Annotated in this window: 14 protein-coding genes and 3 pseudogenes; 4 read left to right on the forward strand and 13 right to left on the reverse strand. The window is 60.5% G+C overall.

All coding sequences use genetic code 11. The features are described 5' to 3' along the window. The 4 genes and pseudogenes from repA to ACD590_RS35410 form a co-directional block, all read left to right on the forward strand. A partial coding sequence (gene repA / locus ACD590_RS35395) for a plasmid partitioning protein RepA (RefSeq protein ID WP_096771948.1) occupies positions 1-1215 on the forward strand: 1215 nt, incomplete at its 5' end. Further along, positions 1212-2237 carry a plasmid partitioning protein RepB gene (gene repB, locus ACD590_RS35400; RefSeq protein WP_096771943.1) on the forward strand — a complete coding sequence of 342 codons (1026 nt, stop codon included), beginning with the start codon at positions 1212-1214 and terminating at the stop codon, positions 2235-2237. The genes repA and repB, both read left to right, overlap by 4 nt. A gap of 155 nt (positions 2238-2392) precedes the next feature. Next, a complete protein-coding gene (gene repC, locus ACD590_RS35405; RefSeq protein ID WP_096771944.1) occupies positions 2393-3601 on the forward strand; it encodes a plasmid replication protein RepC in 1209 nt (402 codons plus the stop codon). Positions 3602-3959: 358 nt separating this feature from the next. Next, a pseudogene (locus tag ACD590_RS35410) lies at positions 3960-4403 on the forward strand (integrase core domain-containing protein); the annotation flags it as partial. A 23-nt stretch (positions 4404-4426) separates the two neighbouring features. Here ACD590_RS35410 and ACD590_RS35415 read toward each other — a convergent pair. The 13 genes and pseudogenes from ACD590_RS35415 to ACD590_RS35475 form a co-directional block, all read right to left on the reverse strand. Next, positions 4427-6490 carry a recombinase family protein gene (locus tag ACD590_RS35415; RefSeq protein WP_097622254.1) on the reverse strand — a complete coding sequence of 688 codons (2064 nt, stop codon included), beginning with the start codon at positions 6488-6490 and terminating at the stop codon, positions 4427-4429. Then, positions 6480-6677, reverse strand: coding sequence for a hypothetical protein (locus tag ACD590_RS35420; RefSeq protein WP_037145433.1), 198 nt, complete (start codon positions 6675-6677; stop codon positions 6480-6482). Before ACD590_RS35420 ends, ACD590_RS35415 begins: the two co-directional genes overlap by 11 nt. Before the next feature lie 765 nt (positions 6678-7442). After that, positions 7443-8564: pseudogene (locus ACD590_RS35425) on the reverse strand (IS110 family transposase). Between the two features lie 1782 nt (positions 8565-10346). Continuing rightward, positions 10347-11264: a recombinase family protein gene (locus ACD590_RS35430; RefSeq protein ID WP_096772351.1), complete on the reverse strand. Its 918-nt coding sequence runs from the start codon at positions 11262-11264 to the stop codon at positions 10347-10349. A gap of 647 nt (positions 11265-11911) precedes the next feature. Next, a pseudogene (locus ACD590_RS35435) lies at positions 11912-13581 on the reverse strand (IS66 family transposase). A gap of 805 nt (positions 13582-14386) precedes the next feature. Then, the gene (locus ACD590_RS35440; RefSeq protein WP_096771497.1) at positions 14387-14932 is read right to left on the reverse strand and encodes a DUF6527 family protein; all 546 of its coding nucleotides are present in this window, start codon (positions 14930-14932) and stop codon (positions 14387-14389) included. Beyond that, entirely contained in the window at positions 14929-16404 is a 1476-nt protein-coding gene (locus tag ACD590_RS35445; RefSeq protein ID WP_096771496.1) for a phosphotransferase, read from the reverse strand. Before ACD590_RS35445 ends, ACD590_RS35440 begins: the two co-directional genes overlap by 4 nt. After that, positions 16397-17743, reverse strand: coding sequence for a ThiF family adenylyltransferase (locus ACD590_RS35450; RefSeq protein ID WP_170961490.1), 1347 nt, complete (start codon positions 17741-17743; stop codon positions 16397-16399). Before ACD590_RS35450 ends, ACD590_RS35445 begins: the two co-directional genes overlap by 8 nt. Beyond that, complete coding sequence (locus tag ACD590_RS35455; protein WP_141399549.1) at positions 17740-18126, reverse strand: E2/UBC family protein; 387 nt, start codon at positions 18124-18126, stop codon at positions 17740-17742. The genes ACD590_RS35450 and ACD590_RS35455 overlap by 4 nt, the downstream gene beginning before the upstream one ends. After that, complete coding sequence (locus ACD590_RS35460) at positions 18126-18815, reverse strand: multiubiquitin domain-containing protein (RefSeq protein ID WP_096771494.1); 690 nt, start codon at positions 18813-18815, stop codon at positions 18126-18128. The genes ACD590_RS35455 and ACD590_RS35460 overlap by 1 nt, the downstream gene beginning before the upstream one ends. A gap of 83 nt (positions 18816-18898) precedes the next feature. Then, positions 18899-22294 carry an ATP-dependent helicase gene (locus ACD590_RS35465; RefSeq protein ID WP_096771493.1) on the reverse strand — a complete coding sequence of 1132 codons (3396 nt, stop codon included), beginning with the start codon at positions 22292-22294 and terminating at the stop codon, positions 18899-18901. 1 nt (position 22295) lies between these two features. Next, the gene (locus ACD590_RS35470) at positions 22296-22862 is read right to left on the reverse strand and encodes a hypothetical protein (RefSeq protein WP_096771492.1); all 567 of its coding nucleotides are present in this window, start codon (positions 22860-22862) and stop codon (positions 22296-22298) included. Further along, on the reverse strand, positions 22859-23644 hold the full coding sequence (locus tag ACD590_RS35475) for a response regulator receiver protein (protein ID WP_096771491.1): 786 nt from the start codon (positions 23642-23644) through the stop codon (positions 22859-22861). Before ACD590_RS35475 ends, ACD590_RS35470 begins: the two co-directional genes overlap by 4 nt. Positions 23645-23767 lie beyond the last annotated feature (123 nt).

A 23767-nucleotide genomic window follows, 5' to 3' on the forward strand; every position in this document is an offset into this window, starting at 1 on the left:
ATGGCGAAGACCGCAGCAAAAACAGCGCCAGTCGTCGAAGGGTTGACCGCATTGATGGAGCGTCATGCCGACGCTCTCTCCAGCCAACTTCAAGCCCATCATCTCAAGGTCTTCCCGCCGACGTCCGAAAAGGGCATTCGATCCTTTGCACCGTCAGAAGCCTCAAAATTGCTTGGCATCGGTGAGTCTTATCTTAGGCAAACTGCTTCGGAAATGCCTGAATTGCACGTTAGCATGAGTCCTGGCGGTCGACGCACGTTTACGATCGAAGATATTCATTCAATCCGTAAGCACCTGGACCTGATTGGCCGCGGGAACCGGCGCCACCTGCCCCATCGTCGCACGGGAGAGCAGCTTCAAGTCATCTCGGTGATGAATTTCAAAGGCGGCTCGGGCAAGACGACGACGGCCGCGCATCTGGCACAGTACTTGGCAATGCGTGGCTACCGAATTCTGGCGATTGATCTTGATCCCCAAGCAAGCCTTTCCGCACTCTTCGGCAGTCAGCCAGAAACTGACGTTGGTCCGAACGAAACACTCTATGGCGCCATCCGGTATGATGACGAGCAGGTCCCAATCGAGCAGGTTGTCCGAGGAACGTACATCCCGGATCTTCATCTAATTCCCGGCAATCTTGAACTGATGGAGTTCGAGCACGACACCCCCCGCGCGCTTATGAACCGGAAGGAAGGCGACACGCTTTTTTACGGTCGGATCAGTCAGGTCATCGAAGACATCGCGGACAACTACGATGTCGTCGTTATCGATTGCCCTCCTCAACTTGGCTACCTCACTCTTTCGGCTCTGACTGCCGCAACCTCGATCCTCGTCACCGTCCATCCGCAGATGTTGGATGTAATGTCGATGAACCAGTTTCTGGCGATGACCTCGAATCTCCTTCGGGAAATCGAGAATGCAGGCGCCCAGTTCAAGTTCAATTGGATGCGCTACCTCGTCACTCGTTTTGAACCGAGCGATGGCCCGCAGAACCAGATGGTGGGCTATCTGCGTTCGATCTTCGGCGAAAATGTCCTCAATTTTCCGATGCTCAAGACGACGGCCGTTTCGGACGCTGGTCTGACAAATCAAACCCTCTTTGAGGTTGAGCGCGGACAGTTCACGCGCTCAACCTATGATCGGGCCTTAGAGGCGATGAACGCCGTCAACGACGAGATCGAAACTCTGATCAAAAAAGCATGGGGTAGAACCACATGAGTCGGAAGCACCTCCTTGACGTCTCCACGGACGCCCCCGACAGCTCATCAGCTGCTGAACACAGAGCGGCAAAGACTCGCTCCATGCCGCTTCTCGGCGTGACCAGAAAAGAACGAGATCCAGCGACGAAGCTGACTGCAAACATCGGTAACGCGTTGCGCGAGCAAAATGATCGTCTTGGTCGTGCCGACGAGATCGAGCGGCGTCTAGCCGAAGGTCAGGCCGTGGTTGAACTGGACACGTCGTCAATCGAGTCGTCCTTCGTTCAGGATCGTATGCAAGGTGATATCGAAGGACTTCTTGCATCCGTCCGCGAGCAAGGACAGCAGGTCCCAATCCTTGTGAGACCTCATCCCGTTAAACCCGCGCGCTACCAGGTTGCCTTTGGACACCGCCGGCTGCGCGCCGTTTCGGAGCTAGGACTGCCGGTCAAGGCGGTTGTTCGGGACTTGACGGACGAGCAGTTGGTTATCGCACAGGGTCAGGAAAACAATGAGCGCGAAGACCTCACCTTCATCGAAAAGGCACGTTTCGCACACAAGCTAAACAAGCAGTTTCCACGAGAAATCGTCATCGCGGCAATGTCAATCGACAAAAGCAACTTGTCGAAGATGCTCCTGCTTGTCGACGCCCTCCCCTCTGAATTGATCGATGCCATTGGCGCCGCTCCAGGCGTTGGACGCCCAAGTTGGCAGCAATTGGCAGAGCTGGTTGAGAAAGCATCGTCTCCGGGAGGCGCGGCGAAATATGCGGCCTCGGAAGAGGTGCAGGCGCTGCCGTCGTCAGACCGGTTCAAGGCGGTGATCGACCATTTGAAACCGCGTCGGATTGCGCGCGGGTTGCCAGACGTCATGTCGACCCCCGATGGCGACAGGCTTGCGCAGGTCACGCAGAGCAAGAGCAAGGTCGAAATTACCATTGACAGGAAAGCCACGCCGGATTTCGCGGCTTTCGTACTCGAGCATTTGCCGGCGCTCTACCAGGAGCATCGCGCAACGCATCAACGGAAACAGGGAGTGTAACCCGCAAAAGAAAAGAGCTCCCTCAACGTCGCCGTCGTGGAAGCCCTTCTGTCTCTGTAGCAAGAACAGAATCGCATTTCCTCGAATCCTCGTCAAGAGTCTTTGGCGCCGTTTTGGTGAGCGAATTTCGTTTGCCTGGTGAAAGGTGAGAGACAATGCACTCGGGGAATGTGACGACGCCGTTCGGGCGGCGGCCGATGACGCTTGCGCTCGTGCGGCGCCAGGCGGCAATAGAGATCAAGCATGGAAAGATTGCCGATAAGTGGAAAGTGTTGAGAGACGCTTCCGCCGCGATGGGACTGCTCGGGATCCAGTCGAACAGCCTGGCCGTTCTTGACGCACTTTTGAGCTTTTATCCTGACAATGAGTTGCGTCAGGACGCACAATTGATTGTCTTCCCGTCGAATGCTCAACTGGCGCTTCGGGCGCATGCAATGGCGGGCGCAACGTTGCGGCGGCATATAGCTATCCTGGTGGAGTCGGGGTTAATCGTCCGTAAGGATAGCGCAAATGGCAAGCGCTTCGCCCGTAAGGGCGACGATGGCCGGATCGAGAACGCTTTCGGCTTCGACCTGTCGCCCCTGCTGGCGCGATCGGAAGAGTTGGCGATGTTGGCGCAAAGAGTGGCGGCCGAGAGAGCCTCTCTCAGGAAGGCCAAAGAGAGCCTTACCATTTGCCGGCGGGATGTTCGCAAACTTATCACGGCTGCAATGGTCGAGGGCGCAGACGGCGATTGGCAGACGACCGAAGATATCTACGTTGCGCTCGTGAGCAGAATTCCGCGTGTTCCGACCCTTGAAGGGGTCACTAGCGTTCTCGATGAAATGTTGATGCTCCGTGAGGAAGTGCTCAATCGATTGGAAAACCTTGAGAATAATGAAGAAATTAGCACCAATGCTGCTCGTATTGAGCAGCACATACAGAATTCAAAACCCGAATCCATCAATGAATATGAACCTCGCTCCGAAAAGGAGCAGGGGGCAAAGGCTGGCTTGAGCCATCAGCCGAAGAATAAATCGCAAAGGGCATTCCCATTGGAATTGGTGCTCAAGGCGTGCCCGATGATCAGCGACTATGCGCCACGCGGCGTGGGGAACTGGCGAGATCTGATGTCTGCCGCCGTGGTGGTTCGATCTATGCTGGGGGTAAGCCCTTCCGCCTACCAGGATGCCTGCGAGGCGCTAGGACCGGAGAACGCGGCGGCGGCAATTGCGTGCATCCTGGAAAGGGCTAATTTTATCAACTCCCCTGGAGGCTATCTGCGGGATCTAACGCGTCGGAGTGAGCGCGGTGAATTCTCGCTTGGCCCGATGTTAATGGCGTTGTTGAAGGCCAACGGACAAGGTGGTTTGAGGGCTGGGTAGGTGCGGCTGATCGTTATCCTGCCGCTGAGGATTTCGGTTGTGGTCAGCTGACCACAGAGCTAACCCCTTGGAAGACGCTGATTTTCGAAGGAGACTGGTTGGAGGGACTGTGTGTAGGTTACCGTCAGGCCCTGAGCCAAATGACGCCTCTTAGGGGAACAGTAGACCGTGACCTCAATACGAAGTCGCTCCAAAGTCGAGCACAAACAAGCCAGGAGCGAAGTCTTCGCACGATTCAGTAATTCATTGGAACCGTCGCGGCGAGCAAATCGCAAGGTGGTCTGCTGCGCCGGCTAATCGCGAATGCGCGATGGCGCCGAAGGAATAGGACGCAAACAATAGGAACAAATACCTGCTGCTATCCGCAGAGGCCCCGATCCTGGTCGAAGCGAAAGCCGATGCCCGCTGGTAGCTGGATTTCGTTCACGACCAGTTCACTTGCGGAAGGCGGTTTCGCGTGCTCAACATCGTCGACGATGTGACGCGCGAATGCCTGGCGGCGATCCCGGACACCTCGATCTTGCGTCGTCGCGTCGCTCGAGAGCTGACGACCCTCATCCTATGCGCGGCAAACCTGGAATGGTCGTTTCCGACAGGCACCGAACTCACCTCAAATGCCATCCTTGTCCGGTCGAAAGATCATGAGGTCGAGCGGCACTACATCGCGCCGGGAAAGGAGATGCAGAATGGCTATGTCGAGAGCTCCAACGGCTGCATGCGCGACGAGCTGCTCAACGAAAGCCTCTTCTTCGGCCTCGATCATGCCCGAAGTGCCATTGCCGAATGGGCCGACGATTACAATCCTGTTTCATAACACCCATCTTTCTATGTCATTGAAAGGAATAGATTTTCCTGATCTGGAGGCGATCCCGCGGGGTGGCGAGGGTTCTTCCGGGCACGATCGAGAATCTGACGTGCTTGCGGGGTCGCGAGTTTGGAACGGCTGAAGATCCATGGGCCATCGGGTAGCGGATGAGCCCCCTTAATATCGCCAGCCTCGGCCGCCAGACGCAGCGTCTTTGGCGATATCCCGAGTAACTTCGCCGCACCGCCCAGATTAAGCCATGGCTCAACCCCGTCGATCTGCGGACGGAAGACCGGAATCTTGCGATATGACCTCAGCGCGGTGACCCGCTCCCGTGTCCAGCGATTGCCATTGCCGGTCGTCAGTCCGTTGCGATTGAGGACACCGGCAATCACATCATCATTGGCGATCAAGACGAGCTGTTTCACAGCGTCGACAATGTCGTCAGGGGTCGCATTTCTTTGGCCACGGTGTCGCTTCGGCAGGCGCAGTTCGGTGTGGACGCCTCCAACCCAATGAATGACGAGGACGATCTCAGAGGTTCCATCATCGAGATCGGCGACCACTTCATTGATGAGCGTGCGCACGATGCGCTTCTTCAGCCTTGCATCGGTTGTCGGCGCCGTCCAGACGGCGCGAAGGTTTCCCGCAAGTGCGGTTACCTGTGATGCGGACATGGGGAACGGATGCGGCGTAACTGTCCGATGTTTGGCAATCTTGGCCTCGATCTCACCGACGCCAGTCAGCGCCTTGTTCCAGCGTGCTTCCAGCTCCGACGTCACCAGCCTATTCTCTGGATCGGCCGCGTCATATTGCCGGAATGCCCGGTCGGCTACATAGCGTGCTGCCTCGAGGTCGCGCATCAGGGCATCCTGAACCTGATCGCGTTGGTTGGCCATATTGCGTTCCGCCTCGACGGCGGCGGCAATGGCTCCTGGCTCGACCACGCCGAGAAGTGCCTCTTCGATCGCGTCATCGACCCGCAGACCGCCGAAGGCGATGCAACGTGGTTCGCCGTTGTCGAGCAACCCTCGCCAACAGGAATAGCGCGGGATGTTATGGTTGGCTCCTGTGTAACGAACCGTCAGCTTCCGGCCGCACCTTTTGCAGCGGAACAGGCCGGCAAGCAGAGCGTCGCCATGCTTCGGCGCTCCATGATGGCGACTGGCCGGTACATTGTCGCTGACCATCTTGCGGATCTCCTCCGCCCGTTCCCAACTGATGTAACCTTCGTGCGCATCCGGGATCAGCGCCAGCCATTCATCACGCGCCTTGCGGCGAATTCCAGATCGGCCATCGTATCCTGGTACGGAACGACTCTTACCATAAGCATAAGCGCCGCCGTAGATCGGGTTCGCAATCATCCGGTGGATGGTGGCATAATTTGGCCTGCGCCAGATGACGTCACCGTTGGCGCACCTGACGGGCAGGTCCAATCCCTGCTCAAGGAACCATAGCAAGGCCTGCCGGGCACTCCCGAGTTCGGTGACCTTGTCGAAGACGAGTGCGATGGCTTCCTGGATGCGCCGATTGGGATCCTTCTCGATCCTGTCACCGGCCTTTACGAAGCCGGCCGGAACAGTGACGACGAGTTCACCGCGGCGAGCCTTCTCATAGCGGGCGGAAAGGGAACGCTGACGCAAGAGATCGAGTTCATACTCGTTGAGGCTGCCCTTCAAACCCAAGAGCAGGCGGTCGTTGCCCTGGCGGGGCGCATAAACTGCTTCCTGGTCGACCAGGACGGTATCGACAACGCGGCACATCTCGATGAGTTGCTGCCAATCGCGGCTGTTCCGGGCGAAGCGCGATACCTCACGCGCGGCCACGGCGCCTACCTTGCCAAGGCAGACTTCCGCCACCATCCGATCAAATCCAGCGCGGGTCACGCCGCCGGCGGCCGAACGACCAAGGTCGTCATCCACCGTCTCTATATGTGACCATCCAAGCGCTGCCAGACGGTCGCGCATGGCGTACTGGAGGGCGCTGCTCTCTCGATTGTGCAGAACCTGGTGAGCCGAGGACTGCCGAACATAGAGGATGGCCTTCCGCTCCAGATGATGCGGCGCGATCTTCTCATGCATCATGACCGGCCTCCTTCTGTTGGCAGGCATGTCCGCACTTTGCGTGATCGACGAACAGCCGCACGATGAGCACCGTCAACGCTTGGCGGGTCTCCTCCGGCAACTCCGGCCATTGCGGCGTCCCTGCCGTCTTCCCCCGCTGCGGGGCCGAGAACAGATCGAACTGGCATGTCATGGGCTGGCGAGGCATGAACATCTCTCCGACTCGTTTCGTGAGAGACCAATGCTGCGCCCATTACCGAAGATTGCGATGAGGCATCAGCGTCCTTCAGCAATCTTGCCAAAGAATGCAGGCTTGCGAGATCGACGTGCGGGACCGCCAGGCTGCGCCAACAACCACTCACTGATCGGTCGAACATCCACGACGGGACCTCAAGAAGTCGACCAGAAGAAGAACCAGAAAGGCTGCAGCGGAAAATATGCGTCCCTTTAGACACCGCCTCATGCACGTGAACAAGCCGTCCGGACCAGGGATGCCACGGATACAGAAGCTCGCGAACCTCGGTCCCGTGGGTGTTCTGTCGTCGTGTTGTACAACCAATTCCGGCCGCACGCATCGCTCGGATCCAGACCCCGACAAATGATGCTGAAATAACCGCCGTAACCGCGCCATTTGGCCTACTCTAAACCGCCGGGCTCTCTTATGTTCGTTTGCAAGCTCTTTAGTCATGAGTCTTTCTTTCCGGTTTTGAGGACGAAAGCCGATGCGTGTAGCTGTTGAACAAAGGAGGAGACAGGGCATTTCGACGACGGCTGGCATACTCTTATGCGCGGGTTGGGTACCGCATTTCCGTGTGTTCGTCTGGGGCTGCCTCTGTCTAATCTCGGGCTTGGAATTGTCCGCCACATAGAGCCTGCGAGGGTTCCCCACCGGAGCCCTGCCTCCATCTTTGTCCAACAGCAGATGATTTCAATTTGCGGGTTAAGCGTCTCTGTTCAAGCTGGTTATTCGCCTTTAGCCTTTTGCTATGGGAGCGACCTCCTGCCCGATGGCCCACAGGAACGCTGCCATTTCTCGCGCAATGGCGGTGACCGCGACGACCTTCGGCTTGCCTGCCGCCATCAGCTTGCGATAGCGCGCGCAAAGCCTCACCTGGGCTTTCCAAGCAATCTCGCGAACCGTTCTTGGTAGGTCGTCCAGTCGCGCCTGGATCTTCGGGCTCACGCGAGCCGGGAAGCGATATGTCCAAGCCCCTTCAATGAGTACCCTTCGAGCCCTTGTATTGCCCGCCTTGGTGATCCCACCACGCTTGACCCGTTCGCCGGTTGAGCTTTCCGACGGCACGAGACCGAGATACGCCATCAACTGACGGGGATTATCGAAGCGCCTGACGTCGCCGATCTCGACGACAAAGGTGACCGCCGTCATGAACGCGACGCCGCGGATCGCCTGGTAGGCGGCCACAACCGGGGCCATTGACCAGGATGCCGCGGTCTCGACGACCAGCTTGGTCAGCCGATCCAGGCGCACGCAGGCATCCGCGACTGCCTGGCAATATTCCGCCAGCAGGATTTGGTGGGCGGGATGATCGAAGGCCTGGCATGTCAGTCAGCCATCTTGTATGGGCACGCGTCCATGGTTCGCGTCCGGCATAGATCCGGCCATGACGCAACAAGAAGGACTGAAGTTGCTGACGCGCCTGTTTCAGCGCGTCGCTGGCCGCCTCACGCGCCCGCACCAGGTCGCGGATCGCCTCATGGCCTTCATCTGGGACCCAGACTGCGGTCAGCTCGCCCGCCCGGTGCAGGCGCGCTAGACCCATGGCATCCCGGCGGTTTGTCTTCACCCGGTCGCCCGCACGCTTGGGCACCAGTGACGGCGCCACGACCACGCAATCATGCCCCAGTTCGACAATATGCCGGTAAAGACCGTAACCGTTGGACCGGCCTCATAGCAAAAATGAAGCTTAGCTCCGCGCTTGGAAAGCTTGTTGACCATAGATGCCACTGATGCCGGCTCCGAGGAGATGTCGCCGAAAAACCGCACCTCGCCGTTGCGGGTTCCGTCGGCAATGGCCACCGAAATCTTCAATTTCGACGTATCCAAGCCGACGAAAATTACGCTATCTTCTTTCATGGTTCGCCCTCGCTAAGCGTGGGGCTCGGCTCCGGCCTATCCAGAGCAACCCCCGAATTCAGCTTACCGCGGGGGCGGGCCACCTTCACCCTACGAACATACGGTCTAATCGCCGCCGGATGAGGATTGAGCGCCAGCCAGCGGGTCCAGTGATCAAGGTTTTTCCGCCCGACCTGCTGTCGTGGGCCAACTGGCAGGGAGTTTTTTGGAGTAAGACGCCCCGCCAACAGCTAGTTTTCCAGTGGTCAGCTGACCACAGCTCCAACACTTTGAAACGAAACGACTTTTCAGACGCTTCTGGAACGGTGCAGCTCCTCGGGGCCACCTTTCACAAGGTCAGCCATCGAGATAGGTACCGTCCTGTCGCCGCCATGGGTTCGCAGGTTTTGATGGGCAATTTTGATCGTCATGACCGTAAAGATCTCATGACATTCTAAGGTCACGGTTGACTGGGTAGAATGGCCGCCAGCCTTCTATGCGGCTGGTGTAGTAAGGTCAGTTGATGCACGGACCCGATCGAGCAGCTTCGTGTTGTGCGCCCAGCATGGGCGCACTCTTGTGGGTGGAAGTCCCCACGTAAGTTGGTCATGGCGAGCGAAGCGAAGCGCAACTGAGGAAGGGCGACCAACCGTGAGGAGGAAGCGTGGATCGAAACTGAGGGCCGATGAACAAGAATCGGATATGGCGGTGCCGACCAGGGCGAGCGGGCAAAGAACGGCGAAGCTCTCTTGACCAAGAGGCGGTGGCGTAGATCCGGCGGTCGGGCAGTGAAGGAGTGCGCTCTTACCTGGGGAGATCTCGCCTCACGCCAAAGGGCGACGGTGTCGAGCCTGAGCGAGAAGCAGAGGCCTTAGTAGTGAGCACGGAAGTGCGGACGAAGGGCCGAACGAGCGAAAGGGAGAACCGCTGGTTATCTGATTTGAACGGTCTCTGATGGTCGCGTCAGCGAAGCTCGCCGATCTGGCAGGTAGGGTGAAGCTCGAAGGGCCACGGCAGCGAGAAATGAAATCCGCCGCACCAGGATAAGCAACGCCACGCGTCAGGCTGGGAGAACTGCGATCCTGCCGACTTCAACTGCTCCAACCGCCCGGTGCGGATCCGGATGCCGGGTGGCTGGGAGGGAGGAGCCGAGGCAACAGGCTCCCCCTATCCCCATCAAGCGACCAATGACAATGTTTGTCACGACTGAAAGCAGACATTAGCTTGTAATCTTTGCAACGCTTCCGCGAGATGCTTCAGGACGATGACCTCCCAGGCTCCGAGGACAGTCGGAACTTGCTGGTCGCGAAACAATATGTTCGCAGATTTTGGCCGTAGTCATTCTTGTAGAAATCATAGCTGCCGGCGTGGACAAAGGCCCAACCGAATTGTCGACCATCCTCGAAAGAACGCCGAAACGCTTATGGGATTTTGAATGAAACAAACACTGTCTGACTGGGTCCTAGCTCGCGCCCGAATTCTTCGTGCGGCCGAGATGGATTGGCCGCGAGGGGAGGGGGCCGTTCTCTGCTTTCAATGGCGCCGTCGAGGGTCATGGCCCGCGCGCCTCTACGGAACGTAATCGCCGCGGCTGAAGCCGCAGCATGTTCCGAGGGAGGGAGGGCGAGCAGGGGGAAGAAGCCGCCTCCGCGGTCGAGGATGTAGGCGCTGAGCCGAAACTGTGGAGCGATAGCGACTAGCGGTCCTGGCGCTGCAGATCCCCAAAGCCGGACCTGCAAGCTATGCCGTCGAATAGCGGCAAGAAGAAACACCCTGCCATCGGTTGCCGGATGAACCGTGCCCTCAGCGGCGAATGAGGCCAAACCGGTGGGCTTCGTCCAGCAGGACCCGCACCGAGGACGGTTGCCACTTCTTGCCGCCGCGGACAGGCCGTTCTCCCATCTGGTCCAGTTGCGCGGCGATGTCGCGCAGCGACAGATTGGGATCGGCAATGGCAATCGCTGCCACCAGCTTCATCAGGTAGTCTTCGGGAGCGCGGCGAGGGGACCGAGCAAGGAGTTCCTTCTCCGCCAGCTTTTCGCGGACCATGCGATGAACAGCGCGACGAAGGCGTTCGACGGTCCAGTCGTGGCCACGGCGATTGAGCACCCGCACGACATTGTCCCAACTGTGCTGCGGCCGGAGTTGCCGCACCATTGGCAGCCACGTCTGCGCCGATGCAATAAGTTCATCAAGATATAACTTATGCCGTGCTTGCGTGACTGCCTTGATCGCCTCCGGCCGTCGTTCTCGCAGACCCGGATTTCCAGGAAGCTTGCCGCGCGCCTTCGCCGCCTTAATGCCGGCTTTGGTGCGCTCGGCGATGAGCGCCCGCTCGAGCTGCGCGACCGCGCCGAGGACCTGAAGGGAAAACATGCCCTGTGGTGTGGACGTATCGATCGGATCGCGGATCGACCGGAAATGGACGCCGCGTTCTTCAAGGTCCTCGATCACCTGCAACAGATGGCTGACCGACCGAGCAAGGCGATCCAGCCGGACAACAACAAGCACGTCGCCGGCGGCGAGCTCGCCGAGCAGTCTCGTTAGGACGGGCCGTGCCCGTGAAGCACCTGATGCTTGCTCCTGAAAAATCCGCTCACAGCCGGCGGCGCGCAACTCGTCCATCTGCGCATCATGGACCTGATCATCAGTCGAGACGCGTGCATAGCCGATAAGCCGTTTGGGTGCTGACGATGGATTGGCGCCTGGCCGTTTTGCCATGGTTTTCTCACGGGTATTTCAGGTGCTTTGTACAGATAAGGAATGCGTGAGAAAATGATCAGTTGCAAGCGTGTTTTAAGCTCTGAATAGCGGGCCGCCAGACTCAAATCGTCGCCCAAGACGAGCGACGGGCCGTCCACATAGGCAAACGCGTGCCTGCGGGCTTCTGTGACGGAAATGCCGGAAAACCAATGGTTCCGAAGATAGTGGAACGACTAAGACCTCGCTCATGGGGTATTGAAGTCTGTTTCGGTATCGGCGCCAGATCACTTGGCCCGACGGCGCGGGTCGAATTCTGCTTGGGCGAGTCCGGTTAATCCGGCCGACATCGCCCTAGAAGGCCGAAAACCGGGCCTTTCCGGTCATCCAGGACGACCGACATCGCCGATTTGCGGTGTTATAGCAATCACGTCCGATAAGCATTACTTATCGGAAGTGAGGCGAACTCTAAACGACGCAAGCGATGACGGAAGTTAATGCCATCCTGGCTTCCAGGACAGAAAAGAACGGCATTAATTCATATGGTTAATGAAACGGAAACGGCGAAATATTGAGTAAGCGGGGGGTAAGCGGGGCTGATTTGGTGGCCATGCCAATACAATCAGCATGTCTGACGCAGAGCAGGGTGCTCGAAGGGCCGAGAGCGTTCAGGCGCGTGCTGCAACCATCGAGGCGAGGGGTGCAATAGGATGATCTTCGTCATTGATCCCCAGCCGATCGCCGAGATAGTGCCAGAACGACAGGCCGAGCTTTTGGCAGGTCTTCATCAGGCCGAGCATGCTGTCTCGCGCCTGCCGACCGTTGCGACTGACCGTGCCGCCGGAAATCTTTCGCTTGATGACAAATCCGCGCAGATCTCTTTCCGACGCATTGGTATGGAGCGGGGTTTCAGGCCGCTCGAGAACCCGCAGCAGTTCTGCCTTGCGGCGTCTCAGTCGAAACAGCAGTTTGTCGAGGTCGCCATAACCGGTGCGCAGCGAGAAAATCCGATCGAACCGGGCCTGAAGGCTCCGGGCTGCACGCGGATCAGGTCTTCGCTGATAGGCTTTCAGGGCCTTGTAAAAGCGCCAGATGAGATCCCGCAGGGTTTCGACATGCCGTACTTGGCCGGGTGTCGCCGGCATCAGTTTGTGCAGCAACCGTTCGGCGTGGAGCACAGCGCATGGGTGCCGACGCGGAACTGTCCGGCATCATCGGACACAATCACCGCATTGCCGACCAGACCATGATGGCGGATGGCGCCCCAGATGCCGGCCTCGGCAAACGGGCGGATTATTTCTTTGTCGAAGATGTCGACCCCATTGGCGGCCAGATACTCGAGAAACGGAACCTGATTGGCAAACCGCCGCGGTTGGCGTGTGTTCAACCGCGCCAGAAGGGCGGGGTCGACCTGACGGTCTTCCAGAAAGGTGAAGGCGGCATCGTTGAGAACATAGTCCTGATAGTTGCCGCGCAGCAGGGCCAGAAAGTTCAGCCGCGACTTCGACGGCGTAGTGCGGAAGGCGGTGAAATGTTCGCCTCCGATCTGTGTCGTATGGAAATTGCGGTTGGCATGACGGGCGCCAGTGTCGTCGACCGTGACAAAGGGAGCCGAGACCAAGCCCGCATGCAGCACGGCGGCATCCTCGGCATGAAAGCCGTCCAGCCGCTGCGTCAAAAACCGGATGACCTGGCGTTTGGAAATCTCGACACCGACATCGTTGAGCAAGGTCGTCAATCGCTGCGTTGTGACCTGCCCATGGCTATGAAGCATCAGGCAGAAGCGACGCAGACTGGCGCCGTAGCCGCCCCTTATCCCTGCTGGCAGCGGCGCAATGATCGTGCGTCCTTCCGGTGTCACCCAGCATTCGCGGCGATAGCGCACCACTTCGGCCCGCACGACCAGATCCCGGACCACGCAATCCTTGTAGCCTTTAAACCGCGATCCAGGTGGGGCTCTGGCAGGCAGTACCTCTTCGCGCGTGGCGCTCCCCGTGTCGCCCTTCGGCCCGCGACGCCGCGCCGGCTTTCGGCTGCCGGCCACCGCCTTGTCGCTCGTTGCCTGGTCCATACCCGAGGGCCTGAAGGGTGGGCGTGGCGGCAGGTTTTTAAGCCGCGCAATCTCGTCGCGCAGAAGCTGGTTGTCGACCTTCAGCCGCGTGTTCTCTACCCTGAGCAGGTCGTTGTCTTCTCGAAGCTTTCGGTTGTCAGCCTCAAGCTTCTCGATCCGGATTTCTGCCCGATCAGCCCGCTCCACCAGACCAGTCACCAACTCCCGCAGCGCCTTCAGCGACAGCGTGTCGGCATGCTCGGCCATGGGGAGGCGGCGCTTCGTCATAAAGGAAGTGAATCATGATTCACAAAAAACAGGAATCCCTTCTGCCACCAGATCTGCTCCAGTTACCGTCTGGGCGCTGACCCCAGAGGGCTGCGCCCAGATCTGCTCCAGTTACCGTCTGGGCGCTGACCCCAGAGGGCTGCGGATACTCCGCGGTCATGGCGGGGACATTACACCAGAGGTGGGTGGGCTCGGTGGCGCAGGAGTCGCTACCGGTCTACCGGCCGCCGCGCGACACGGCCGACCGGGGGACGGGAGAGGCCCAAGATTTCCGATCCCCCCGCGGCGGAGTTAGCTGCGATCGACGCGGTACTCGCCCGTTCCAACACGGCTATTGCCGAGGCTCAGGCGCCCGGGCGTGGGCGGAAGGGGCAAGCTCGACGTCACGCCGCAGGCGGCGCGACGGATCCTGTAATTTCGGTCGTGTCCGCTATCGTGGGGCAAACGTCTGTCTGAAAACTAGTGGATCGGGAATGGAGCGCTCGTCGGCAGGAAACGACGTCTTCAGAGCAGCGTGCGGAACCTCGATCTGAAAAGTCTACCCCGCACGTTCGCGCATAGGCTTGTTTGCAATCAGGCCCGCCCTGGCGCGTAGAGTGCTGAATGTTGTCTCGCCATATTCACCTAACCTATTGGCGTTAAGCGGCCTTCTATTCGACATCACATCTCCTCCAAGGCGCCACCTCGATCGGTTCCGTCAGCCTTCCGAGAGGTGATCCATCGGAGATCACTGTGCATGGGCGCCTGGCACCTGATCCAAAAGGAATGGTTATGGCGGCAAAACCACTGGGCTGGAGATGTCAAATCACCTGCTGCCCTTGCTGTCAGCGCCCGCAAGCCGAAAATGTCCTCGGCGGTCCTTATCGCCTTCCTCGACCGTCCCGCCCCAGGTTAGTCGCCGCAAGACCCTCAGAACATCCCACGGGATCTCATCGATATCGATGGCGATATCAGAGCCGCTGCGATAGGTCGCTTCATCCAATGCGGCAATGACCTTGGCTTCGAGGCGACCGTCGTAGGACGGTTCTTCATTGCCGTATTCGAAGCGCCCGCACCATACGATATGATCACGCCAGACGATGAAATGGCTGCGGCAGCCGTCCTCGCGCCATACCGACGGATAAAGCGAGCAACGCTCGCCCCGGACCGTCAGAGACCATGCCTTTCCCGCTCGAGGATCAAGGTTGATGACCAGGGTGTCACCGCACCCGTCTGGGCATCTTATCAACAGCGAACGGGGGCGGGTGCGGATGACGGCGGCGGTATCGCCGGGCAGTTCGAGCAAGGCTTCGGTATCATCACGATATTCGCCTCTTCCGCGCCAGCGGATCTTGCGTGCTGGCGACGTCATGGTGCGCCCCCGCAAAGATCGGCGACAAGACGGGCGGCGATCCGGTAGCCCCTTGCGCGGCGCCCGCGGTCGGCATCGGGACCATCCGCCCATTGGCAGCGCCGCAGGAGCTGCACGGCGACGGCGGTCTGGTATTCGCCGGGGCAGGTCTGAATGGCGATCCCCATCGTGCGGATCTGGCGGACAACCGCTTCGATCCAGGCAAAGCGTGTTGCCGGGCGAGCAGGCCCGGGGGGATGGCGAAAGGCCGTTGGTGCATAAAGTCGTTCGATCACCGTGGTCCATTCCGGATCGTCATAACGGTGCTGGTCGACGTCGGGTGGCAACTCGAATGCCAGCCAGGCTTCGAGTGCGGCAAGATCGGCGGTCAAAGGCCCGAGCGTTACCGAAGCCAGATCGATCAGGATGGCACTAGATCCGCGCACCCGCACATTGTCGCCATGCAGGTCACCATGAATCGGGGCCCGTCGATAGGTCTGCTCAAGTGATGCAAGAGCGGTCCACAACGTCTCAGGTGTTTCAAAGATCCCGGCCTCGGCGGCACGCTCGACATAACAGGGATCAATCCGATCCGGGTTCCACACGCCAATGTTCCTGAGGGCAACCGCGACAGCGCCTCTGACCGGATCGCTCGCATAACCCTGGTCGCGCCAGCCACCCAACGTTTCATCCAAGAGGGCGGTGATGGCTGATCCTGCGACATTGCGCCGGGCAAGCGTCCAGAGCGATTCCGAGCGGTCAACGAAACTGCCGACGAGAAGACTGCGCTGGCTGCCGTGGATCAGTTCATCGATATTGGGACGCAGTCCGAACGGGATGAAGCGCTCCGCGAAATTCCGATAATTGTCGTGTTCCTGTGCGATCTTGTCGCGTCGGTCGAGCTTTGCGAATGCCGGTTGCGGCCACGCACCGATGTTGGAACGGTCGACGATCATATGGACGGCAAAGACGCGAGCCGCAGAGCGCCCGCCACCCAGTTCGACAAGCGCGATCCTGCTGCAGTGAGGAAAGGCCCGTTTGAACAGGATCTTGTCGGCTTCGCGTAGTGGCTCGCGGTCATCGGACGTGTTGATGTCGAGGTCCAGGCGCGGCACCTTGCCCGCATCGTATCGGGCAATCACCTCGGCGATGGCGGGCGCTTGAGGCGCGGTATGCAGGCCGACGGAAGGTAGGCCGGCAAGCGTTCCCAGACGATCCTGGATACGGCCCGTCGCGGCATCGTCGGGCGCAATCACATCGACGCGCAGACCGTGATCCACAAGCTGCAGGGCGTCGCGTCCGACCGCCTTGATGAGCTCGTCTTCCTGTCGCCCATTGACGTTCACGACGACACTACGTGCGAAGCCGGCATTCGGGAACAGCGATGTCGGATCACATCGTTCTATGATGCAACGGCGATTGGCAAACTCGCGCATCATCAGTGCGCCGGGCGCTTCACCGATCCACAGCACGTTGCGGCGTTCGTCAAACATGGTGTGCTCCTGCGGGGCGGACGGGCAGCGGCCAGCTTGGGCCATGGCCGAGCGCGCCGGATGGTGAACAGACGATGCAGCCGCAGCGCTGGGCGGCAGCCGTTGGCCTCACCGTGCCGCGCACGCCGTCATAATATTGGAAGCGGCTTTGCGCGGGCATGGCCGTGACGGCTCCGAGGAACATCGTGACCGCAAGCGAGGCGACCGTCGAATTGATGGAAACGACCGCGGGCTGGGGAACATGTGCGCCGAGCACATAGGGATCGGCTGCGCGTTGGGCCGGGGTGAGCATCTCACGGCGGATCTGTTCGCCGTTCAAGGCACCGGTGCAGGTCAGGCACGGCAGACCGGGCGCCAGCATTTGTACCCGGCCGGTCATGTGCGAGACCAGACCGTCGGCAACCGTCACACTGACGCCGACATCGATGGCCGGCACGAGATACTGGTAGGCGGCCTGGCCGACGACGGCGCGGCTGGCATGCGAATCCGTGCACAGGAAGATGAAATCGAAGCCGCCGATCAGGCCTGCGACCGGGCCGTCGACGATATCGCCGACAATGCCCTGCACAGCCGCCTTCGGATTGACGGCAAGCATGGCCCGGCGGGCGACATCGACCTTCGGCGTGCCGATATCTGCTGCCGTCGCCCCGATCAGCCGATTGAGGTTGGTCGCCTCGACGCTGTCGGGATCGACGATCGTCACGTTTTCGGCTCCGAGATAGGCGAGCTGCTGCACCGTCGCCGATCCGGTGCCGCCGGCGCCGACAACCAGGATTTTCAGCCTTGCGATCATCTGCTGGCCGTCCCGGCCGAAGGCGCGGATCTGCCGATCGTGGCGCAGATCGCCCTCCTGGAAGCCTGCCGCCGCGTCGCTCAGCAGCGTCAGCCCGGTTCCGACCTCCCAGACGTCAACGGGCGTCCGCAGGCCGAGACGACGGGCGCTCAGCCCTTGCGGTCCGATCACCATTGCCAATGGACTTGCCTGCGGGGCACGCCGGTCGAAAAAGGCCTTCATCTCCTTTTCGCCGGCATCGTCGATCGACGAAAAGACAGGCCTCCCGGCGGCGTGCGGATGCGTATGGATCATGACGGGGCTGAGGCGCTCGATGCGCGCTCGATTGGCAATGTCGACCAGGACGGCGGGGTGGAGGCAGACCGAGGTCGGGCCCCGGCTCACATAGGCCGACTGGTCGACCGGCGAGGCTTCGGCAAGCACCCAGCTTTTGGTAATCTGGTCGAAATGGGCGTAGCCGATTGCGCAGGCCTCGGCGCCGGTTGCCGCCAGCAGATCGTCGGCCAGGCTCCTGCAGGTCCCTTGCAGCGTACGTAGTCCGCTCATTGGATCCTCCGTAGCCGGTCGATGATGGTGTTCATCCAGCCCGACAGCGTGTCGCGGTTTGCGTCCCATGGCGTTGTCAGATGCCATGAAAACCACAGCCCGCTTTCGCTGGTTTCCGGGATCGCATTGTCCGAGGCCGCATTCTGCGGCAGGTTGCCCGAGGAAAGCCTGAGGCTATTGTCACCCCAGAAGCAGTCCAGGGCGGCGTAAGGGTAGGCCACCGGAACCAGAAAACGGATCGTGGTCTGCCTTGCCGACCATCCTTCGGGCAGCAGGACGGCCGGCACGCTCACGAGCGTCGTTCCGCTCGGCAAGAGGCGTTTTTCGGCGGCTGAAAAGCGCGCCCGGAGTTCGTCAAATTGACGTTCGAGGATCGTGCTCATCAGCCAAAATTCGCCTTCGGGACAGAGGAGAAGCGGCGCGCAGGCGTCACATCGAGATCGACGATCTCGTCGTCTGCGATGATGCGGTCCGGATCGTCGCCATGGCCTTCCAGCATAAGATCGTGTTCGGGGTTCCAGCCCGAAACGCGTGCCTTGATCTGCAGACCGGTCAGTTGCGGCTGGTCGGTTTCGTACTTCTGGCCATTGACGAAGAAGTGATAGGTCTTCGGACGCGGCGCGGTGATGAAGCGCTCGACGCCGTCGCGCGTGAGGTCGATGGCTTCGCCTTGCTTGATCAGGCGGTCGGTGCCGCCGCGAACCTCGAGAAAAACCGCCTCATTGTCCGACGCACCGCTGAACAGGCGCAGCGCCGCCTCGTCGATCGTTTCGAGACCCCATTTGATTTCCCGGTTATTGGCAAAGAGGCGGAAGATACGGTCACCGGTAAAGGCGATGAAGCGTTCGGTGCTCTTGGCGCGCAGGTCGAAGGTTTCGTCGAGACGGACATCCTCGAAGTCACCGGTTTGAAGAATGGCATAGAGGCTATAGGCCTCGGGCGGCGCAAGCTTGCCGGCGCCCAGAAGCTGGCGGCCCAGTGGCACGGGGTCGGAAAGCGCGATCGGCTTGAAGACGATACCGTCGACGGCGAGTTCGGCGGGATGGCCCTTGTTGGTACTGTTATCTTGCATCGGAATTGATCCTCATGATTGTCACCGCGGTCTGCTGTGACGTGCACTGGATCAATCCCTGCGAGGAACGATAACCGGAAAGGTCAGGCGAAATTTTTTTCGAATGTTCCGCCCGGCACGGTTCCGCACATAAAAAACGCCGGGCATTTCGGACAGGTGCGCGGCGATGCCTTGGTCGGAAATTGGCCGGACAGTATGGCGGCGATATTGGCCTCGAGCTTGCGCCGCCGCGTGTCGAGCGGCCCATCCTGCAGGCTGAGCCGTTCGTGGCCTGCGTCGGAAAGAAACAAGATTTCGGCGCTGCAGCCAGGTGCCTGATCGTTGACGGCAAGGAGCGTCGCCATGACGGCAGCGCCTTCCATCGCCGTCGTGCGCCTGTGGCCCGTCTGGACCTGCCGCAATGCCCGCATGACGCCGGCGGCATCCGTCTGCGCATAGTCGATCTCGATTTCGATCGTTGCCCCGGCGAGCGTAAAGGACAGGCGGTCCGGCGGGGCGACGGGCCTGCCGTCGTTCATGGCGACGAAATTCCGGACGAGTTCGCCGGCAAGGCGGCGATAGGCCGGCGCGGCCGGCAATGCAGCAAGAGGCGAGGCCGACCAGAGACGTTCGACGATCTCATCCGGACCGGCCGCCTCCGCCGCGATGGTGCCGGTGGCGATCAGCTCGCGGACCGCCTGCCGGACGATCTCGTGCATGTCCTCATAGGCGGTCGTGGTACGCCGGCCGCCGAGTTTGAGGATATGGGTATAAAAGAAACGGCGCGCACAGCGCTCGTAGAGGGCAAGCTCGCTCTGCCGGAAGAGGGGCTGTCCGCGATAGATTATCGCGATCGACGGGTTGTCGGGCGGCAGATCGAAGCTGGACGGCGTAACGCCGAGCCGAGACAGGCCGGATCCGAGCCGGGCGATGAAGGGTGAGGGCTGCCGCTCGGACTTTTTCGTGCGGCCGGGCGCGTAGACGAGGAGCCGATCGCGCGCCCGCGACAGGGCGACATAAAACAGACACTGCTGCTCCTGCATATGCTCGCGATCATTGAAACGTTCGCCGTCAAGGTCCGATCCTTCGATCATGCCGTCGGGCGGCGGACAGGCTGGCGCGGCGGCGTTGCGCGGCAAGGTACCCTTCGCCATGCCGGGGATGTGCACGACGCGAAACTCAAGGCCCTTGCTGGCATGCATGGTCATCAACCGCATCGCGTCGATGCCGCCTGCCGCCTGCGGAATATGTCTCAGGTCCCGGTCGTCGGAGAGGCGTACAAGCCGGCGGATCCTCTCGAGCAGGGCGGAAATGGCTCCGGTGCGGCCTGCGGGCTGGGTCCGCACGAAATTCATTAACTGCCAAAGGGCGATCCCTTTTGCGCGCGCCTGCATGTTGCCGGCGCCGGCAATCTGTGCCGCCATACGGCTGCGGTCGAGCAACAATTGCGCGAGGGTATCCCAGGGCGGAGAATTGGCGTCGAAGCCGGCAAGCAAGGAGGAATAGGCGGCAACGGCCGCCGCGGCTGGCTCGCTGAGGCCGGCAGGCGGGTGTTTTATCCAATCGAGTGGTCTGGCCGTGTCGTTATTGAGCGCTTCATTGAAACGACCAAGATCGCCAAGCGGTATCGTCAGCCCCGGTGTGGCGACCGCGCGCGCAAGCGCCATGGCGCGCCGGTCGATCAACAGCGAAAGCCATGCCAAAAGATCCTTCACCTCCGGCCGCTCAAACAGACTGCCAAGATAGAGGACGGGAATGCCCCTGGCCTCGAGGCCGGCGCCGATCTTGGCGAGCCGGTCGTTGCCGCTGCACAAGAGCGCCTGGTCGCGGAAGGCATGACCGGCATTGCGCATTTCCAGGATGCCGTCGGCGAGAGCGTCGATTTCCCTTTCGGTGTCGCCGTCGACGGAGCGGAATTCGACCGGATTGCCGCTGGCCCTGCGGTTCGATTTCAGTGCCATGGGCGTGGCCCCTTCGATCTGCATGCCAGCCGCGAAGGCTTGGTAGCTGTCGACGATCTCGCCCACAGAGCGATAGTTCACCTCCAGCTGATCGCGACTGCCGCCCTTGAAATCCTGCGTCTCGAAACGGGAAAGGTTGAAGGATGATGCGCCCCGGAAGCGATAGATCGACTGACGGACATCGCCGACGCACCACAGGTTGCGACCACCCGGGCTCAATTGCTGCAGGAGCCTCACGCTTGCCCGGTTCACATCCTGATATTCGTCGACAAGGATATGGCCGATATCGGCGGCGACGGCGCGCGCGATCTCGGGGCGCGTCTCAAGCAAATGCGTCGGCAAGGCGACGAGATCGCCAAAATCGACGCAGTCGAGCGACCTCTTCAGGTCGCTGTAGCTCTCATAGACGCGCGCGACTTCGCGGGCCCGGTCCGCCCGTCCGCCCGACGCGCCGTCCGAAGCGGCCAACTTGTCGACGAGAGCGGCATAATCTGGCGCAAGCACGACCTCATCCTGCGCCCGGGAGATCGCAGACAGGAGATCGCGCAGCTTGTCAGTCGGATCGGAGAGATCCCGGTAGTGGGCAAGATCGAGACCGGCGACCCTGTCGAGCATAAGATCGATGGCTTCGGTGCGATCGAGCAGCCGTGGTTCGCGAGCAAATCCGAGCTCCCTATGATAGCTGCGCACCAGATTGAGGCCATAGGCGTGGAAGGTGCCGATCCACATGGCCGCTGCCGCTTGCGGCGCACGCTTTGCAATACGCTCCGACAATTCGCCGGCCGCTTTGTTGGAATAGGTCAGGACGACCATGGTACGCGGGTCGACCGCATCCTTGTCGATGAGGTCGCAGATGCGGCCGACGAGGGTCTTCGTCTTGCCCGTACCCGGGCCCGCCTCGAGCAGAAAGGCACCACCGCGATGGGCTGCGGCGCGCGCCTGACGATCGTTCAGCGGCAACGTGTCGCAGGCGTCCTGTCTGAGCTCGACCGACGGCAAGAGTAGCGCGTCCAGCAATTGCTGGGCAACCGCGCCAAAGGGCGCGCCCAGCTTCGCCGCTATGGCGTTCGCGCTCATGCCCGCCAGGTGTTGCTCACGCAGGAATGCGCGCGGCATCAGCAGCTCGCGCGAAAAGAGGTCCATCTGCACCTCGCGACGCGACTTGCGGCTATAATCGGCGACGCGCTCTTCGCCATCGGGGGCCGCCTCGACCGAACGAGCCGGATCTGGGTCGCGCGCCTGGTCGGGCAATCGCGCGTCACCGAGGGTGGCATGGCCGATTTCGTGGCCGATCAGGAAGGCGTTCATGAACGCATTGCCGGTGTCTTCATGCAGAATGCTATGGCTGTGCGGGTCGTAGCTCGCACGTGCTTGGGCCAGAAGCGCGCCGCCCGGCTTCAAACCGGTTATGTCGACGATGCCGCAGCGATCGGCGGCCGCTTCCACCAGCGCCAGCGGGTCCCAGGGATCTATGCCTTGTTCAACCAGACGGGCGTGGATCCTTGCGGCCTCCTGACGGCCGAGTTCGACCGTATCCATCCTAGTCCTCGTCGAGAAGAAGTTCTGCAACGTGTTCCGGGGAGACATTCGCCTCCTCCAGCACTGCCTTGAAACTCAGCTTGTCGCTTGCCGCCCCAGGCTTGCCGTCCGACTTATACTGGACCCCGCGCGACAGGCTCGGAGGAGCGGAAAGATAGTCCGCAAGTTCCTGGATGCCGACATTCAGCCCGGCGGCGAACTTTTCCAGGAAGGACAACGGCACGCTCCCGAGCGTTATCAATCGATCGCGAAAGGCGTTGATGACGGGGCCAGGAACGCCGAGGCTCTCGCGGAGCGCGGCATAGGCCGAACGATCAAGGCCCGCAAAGGGACTGGTCCGGGACGGGCCGGTAGGGGTGAGGTTGGCAATCCATCGATCGGTGGCCGCGTCGATGGGAGTGTCCTGTTCAACGCTCTGCAACAAGAGCAGTTCATGGGCGAGCGCGACGAAGTCGTGCGTATTCTGCGGATAGCGCTGACAGTAGCGGCCGAGCGAGACGGGATCCTTGCGGAAATCGACGGCGAAGCTTGTCAGCAATGTCTCAGGGGTCGGCTGATCTTTGCTCATTTGTCCTCTCCGAGGCCGAGCGCCTGTCGCAATGCCGCAATAGCCCGCTTGCGGCGATTGTGCACGGTGCGCGGATCGCAGTGCAAGAGGCCGCTGATTGAAGCAATATCGGGATCGCTCGACTGGCTCGGGATATTTGCAAGCGTCATGGTGATGACCTCCTTTTGTTCCTGTGGCAAAGCATCAATCGCCGCCAACAGCCGAGGCCGGAAAATAGGATCTGAAAGAATTGCATCATCCGCATCATTTGCATGCGCGCCGGTCGTCTGGGCCGACGCGACGAGAGCCCCGCTGTCGTCATCGACTTCGATCGGGGTCTCGCGTTCGGCGCGAACGGAGACACGCCTGCGTGCGCTCAGGCGAAGCTTCGCGACCGCCTCGTCGAAATGGACCTCGTAGAAATCGAGACGGTCGCCGCCACTGCGGTCAAGGCTGACGAGAAGGCGAATACGGTCGAGTGCCGCATCGTTGATGTCTTTCGTGGCCGCATCGACCAGAACCTTGCCGTCGACCGTGCGTTCGGCACGCGGCAAGGCGCGGGCGATGCGCCGGAGAAAAAGCACAAACAACCGGTTGAACCTTGCGTCATTATTGTCCGACCGCGTCGCCCGCATCCTGTAGACCAGCGATTCCGAGCGTATATAGCCGGGGTTCGAGCGGTCGGAAATTTCGCAACGCGTAATAAGCTCGTCGAACCCAAGCGTTTCAAGTCCGGCAAGCTCGGTCTCGACCTCGGTCATTCTCGTATATTTGCTGAGCGGCGGAATGGTCCGCGGGTTCATTTTGTCGGCTCCGCGTCAAAATTCGATTCGAATCACATTTCGAGAATCCAACATCTTTAAGTTGATGTCGAGCGGGGCACCGGACCAAAAATGGGCATGGCCTTCTGAAGGCGAGTCTCGTGG

The sequence above is a fragment of the Rhizobium sp. 862_C5_N1_2 genome (assembly GCF_051811205.1).
GTDB lineage: Bacteria > Pseudomonadota > Alphaproteobacteria > Rhizobiales > Rhizobiaceae > Rhizobium > Rhizobium leguminosarum.

What these genes read in the sequence shown, in the direction of transcription:
- repB (WP_096771943.1), top strand. Translation starts at nt 1,212, where the DNA reads ATGAGTCGGAAGCACCTCCTTGACGTCTCCACGGACGCCCCCGACAGC.
- repC (WP_096771944.1), top strand. Translation starts at nt 2,393, where the DNA reads ATGCACTCGGGGAATGTGACGACGCCGTTCGGGCGGCGGCCGATGACG.
- ACD590_RS35415 (WP_097622254.1), bottom strand. Translation starts at nt 6,490, where the DNA reads ATGATGCATGAGAAGATCGCGCCGCATCATCTGGAGCGGAAGGCCATC.
- ACD590_RS35420 (WP_037145433.1), bottom strand. Translation starts at nt 6,677, where the DNA reads ATGCCTCGCCAGCCCATGACATGCCAGTTCGATCTGTTCTCGGCCCCG.
- ACD590_RS35430 (WP_096772351.1), bottom strand. Translation starts at nt 11,264, where the DNA reads ATGGCAAAACGGCCAGGCGCCAATCCATCGTCAGCACCCAAACGGCTT.
- ACD590_RS35440 (WP_096771497.1), bottom strand. Translation starts at nt 14,932, where the DNA reads ATGACGTCGCCAGCACGCAAGATCCGCTGGCGCGGAAGAGGCGAATAT.
- ACD590_RS35445 (WP_096771496.1), bottom strand. Translation starts at nt 16,404, where the DNA reads ATGTTTGACGAACGCCGCAACGTGCTGTGGATCGGTGAAGCGCCCGGC.
- ACD590_RS35450 (WP_170961490.1), bottom strand. Translation starts at nt 17,743, where the DNA reads ATGAGCGGACTACGTACGCTGCAAGGGACCTGCAGGAGCCTGGCCGAC.
- ACD590_RS35455 (WP_141399549.1), bottom strand. Translation starts at nt 18,126, where the DNA reads ATGAGCACGATCCTCGAACGTCAATTTGACGAACTCCGGGCGCGCTTT.
- ACD590_RS35460 (WP_096771494.1), bottom strand. Translation starts at nt 18,815, where the DNA reads ATGCAAGATAACAGTACCAACAAGGGCCATCCCGCCGAACTCGCCGTC.
- ACD590_RS35465 (WP_096771493.1), bottom strand. Translation starts at nt 22,294, where the DNA reads ATGGATACGGTCGAACTCGGCCGTCAGGAGGCCGCAAGGATCCACGCC.
- ACD590_RS35470 (WP_096771492.1), bottom strand. Translation starts at nt 22,862, where the DNA reads ATGAGCAAAGATCAGCCGACCCCTGAGACATTGCTGACAAGCTTCGCC.
- ACD590_RS35475 (WP_096771491.1), bottom strand. Translation starts at nt 23,644, where the DNA reads ATGAACCCGCGGACCATTCCGCCGCTCAGCAAATATACGAGAATGACC.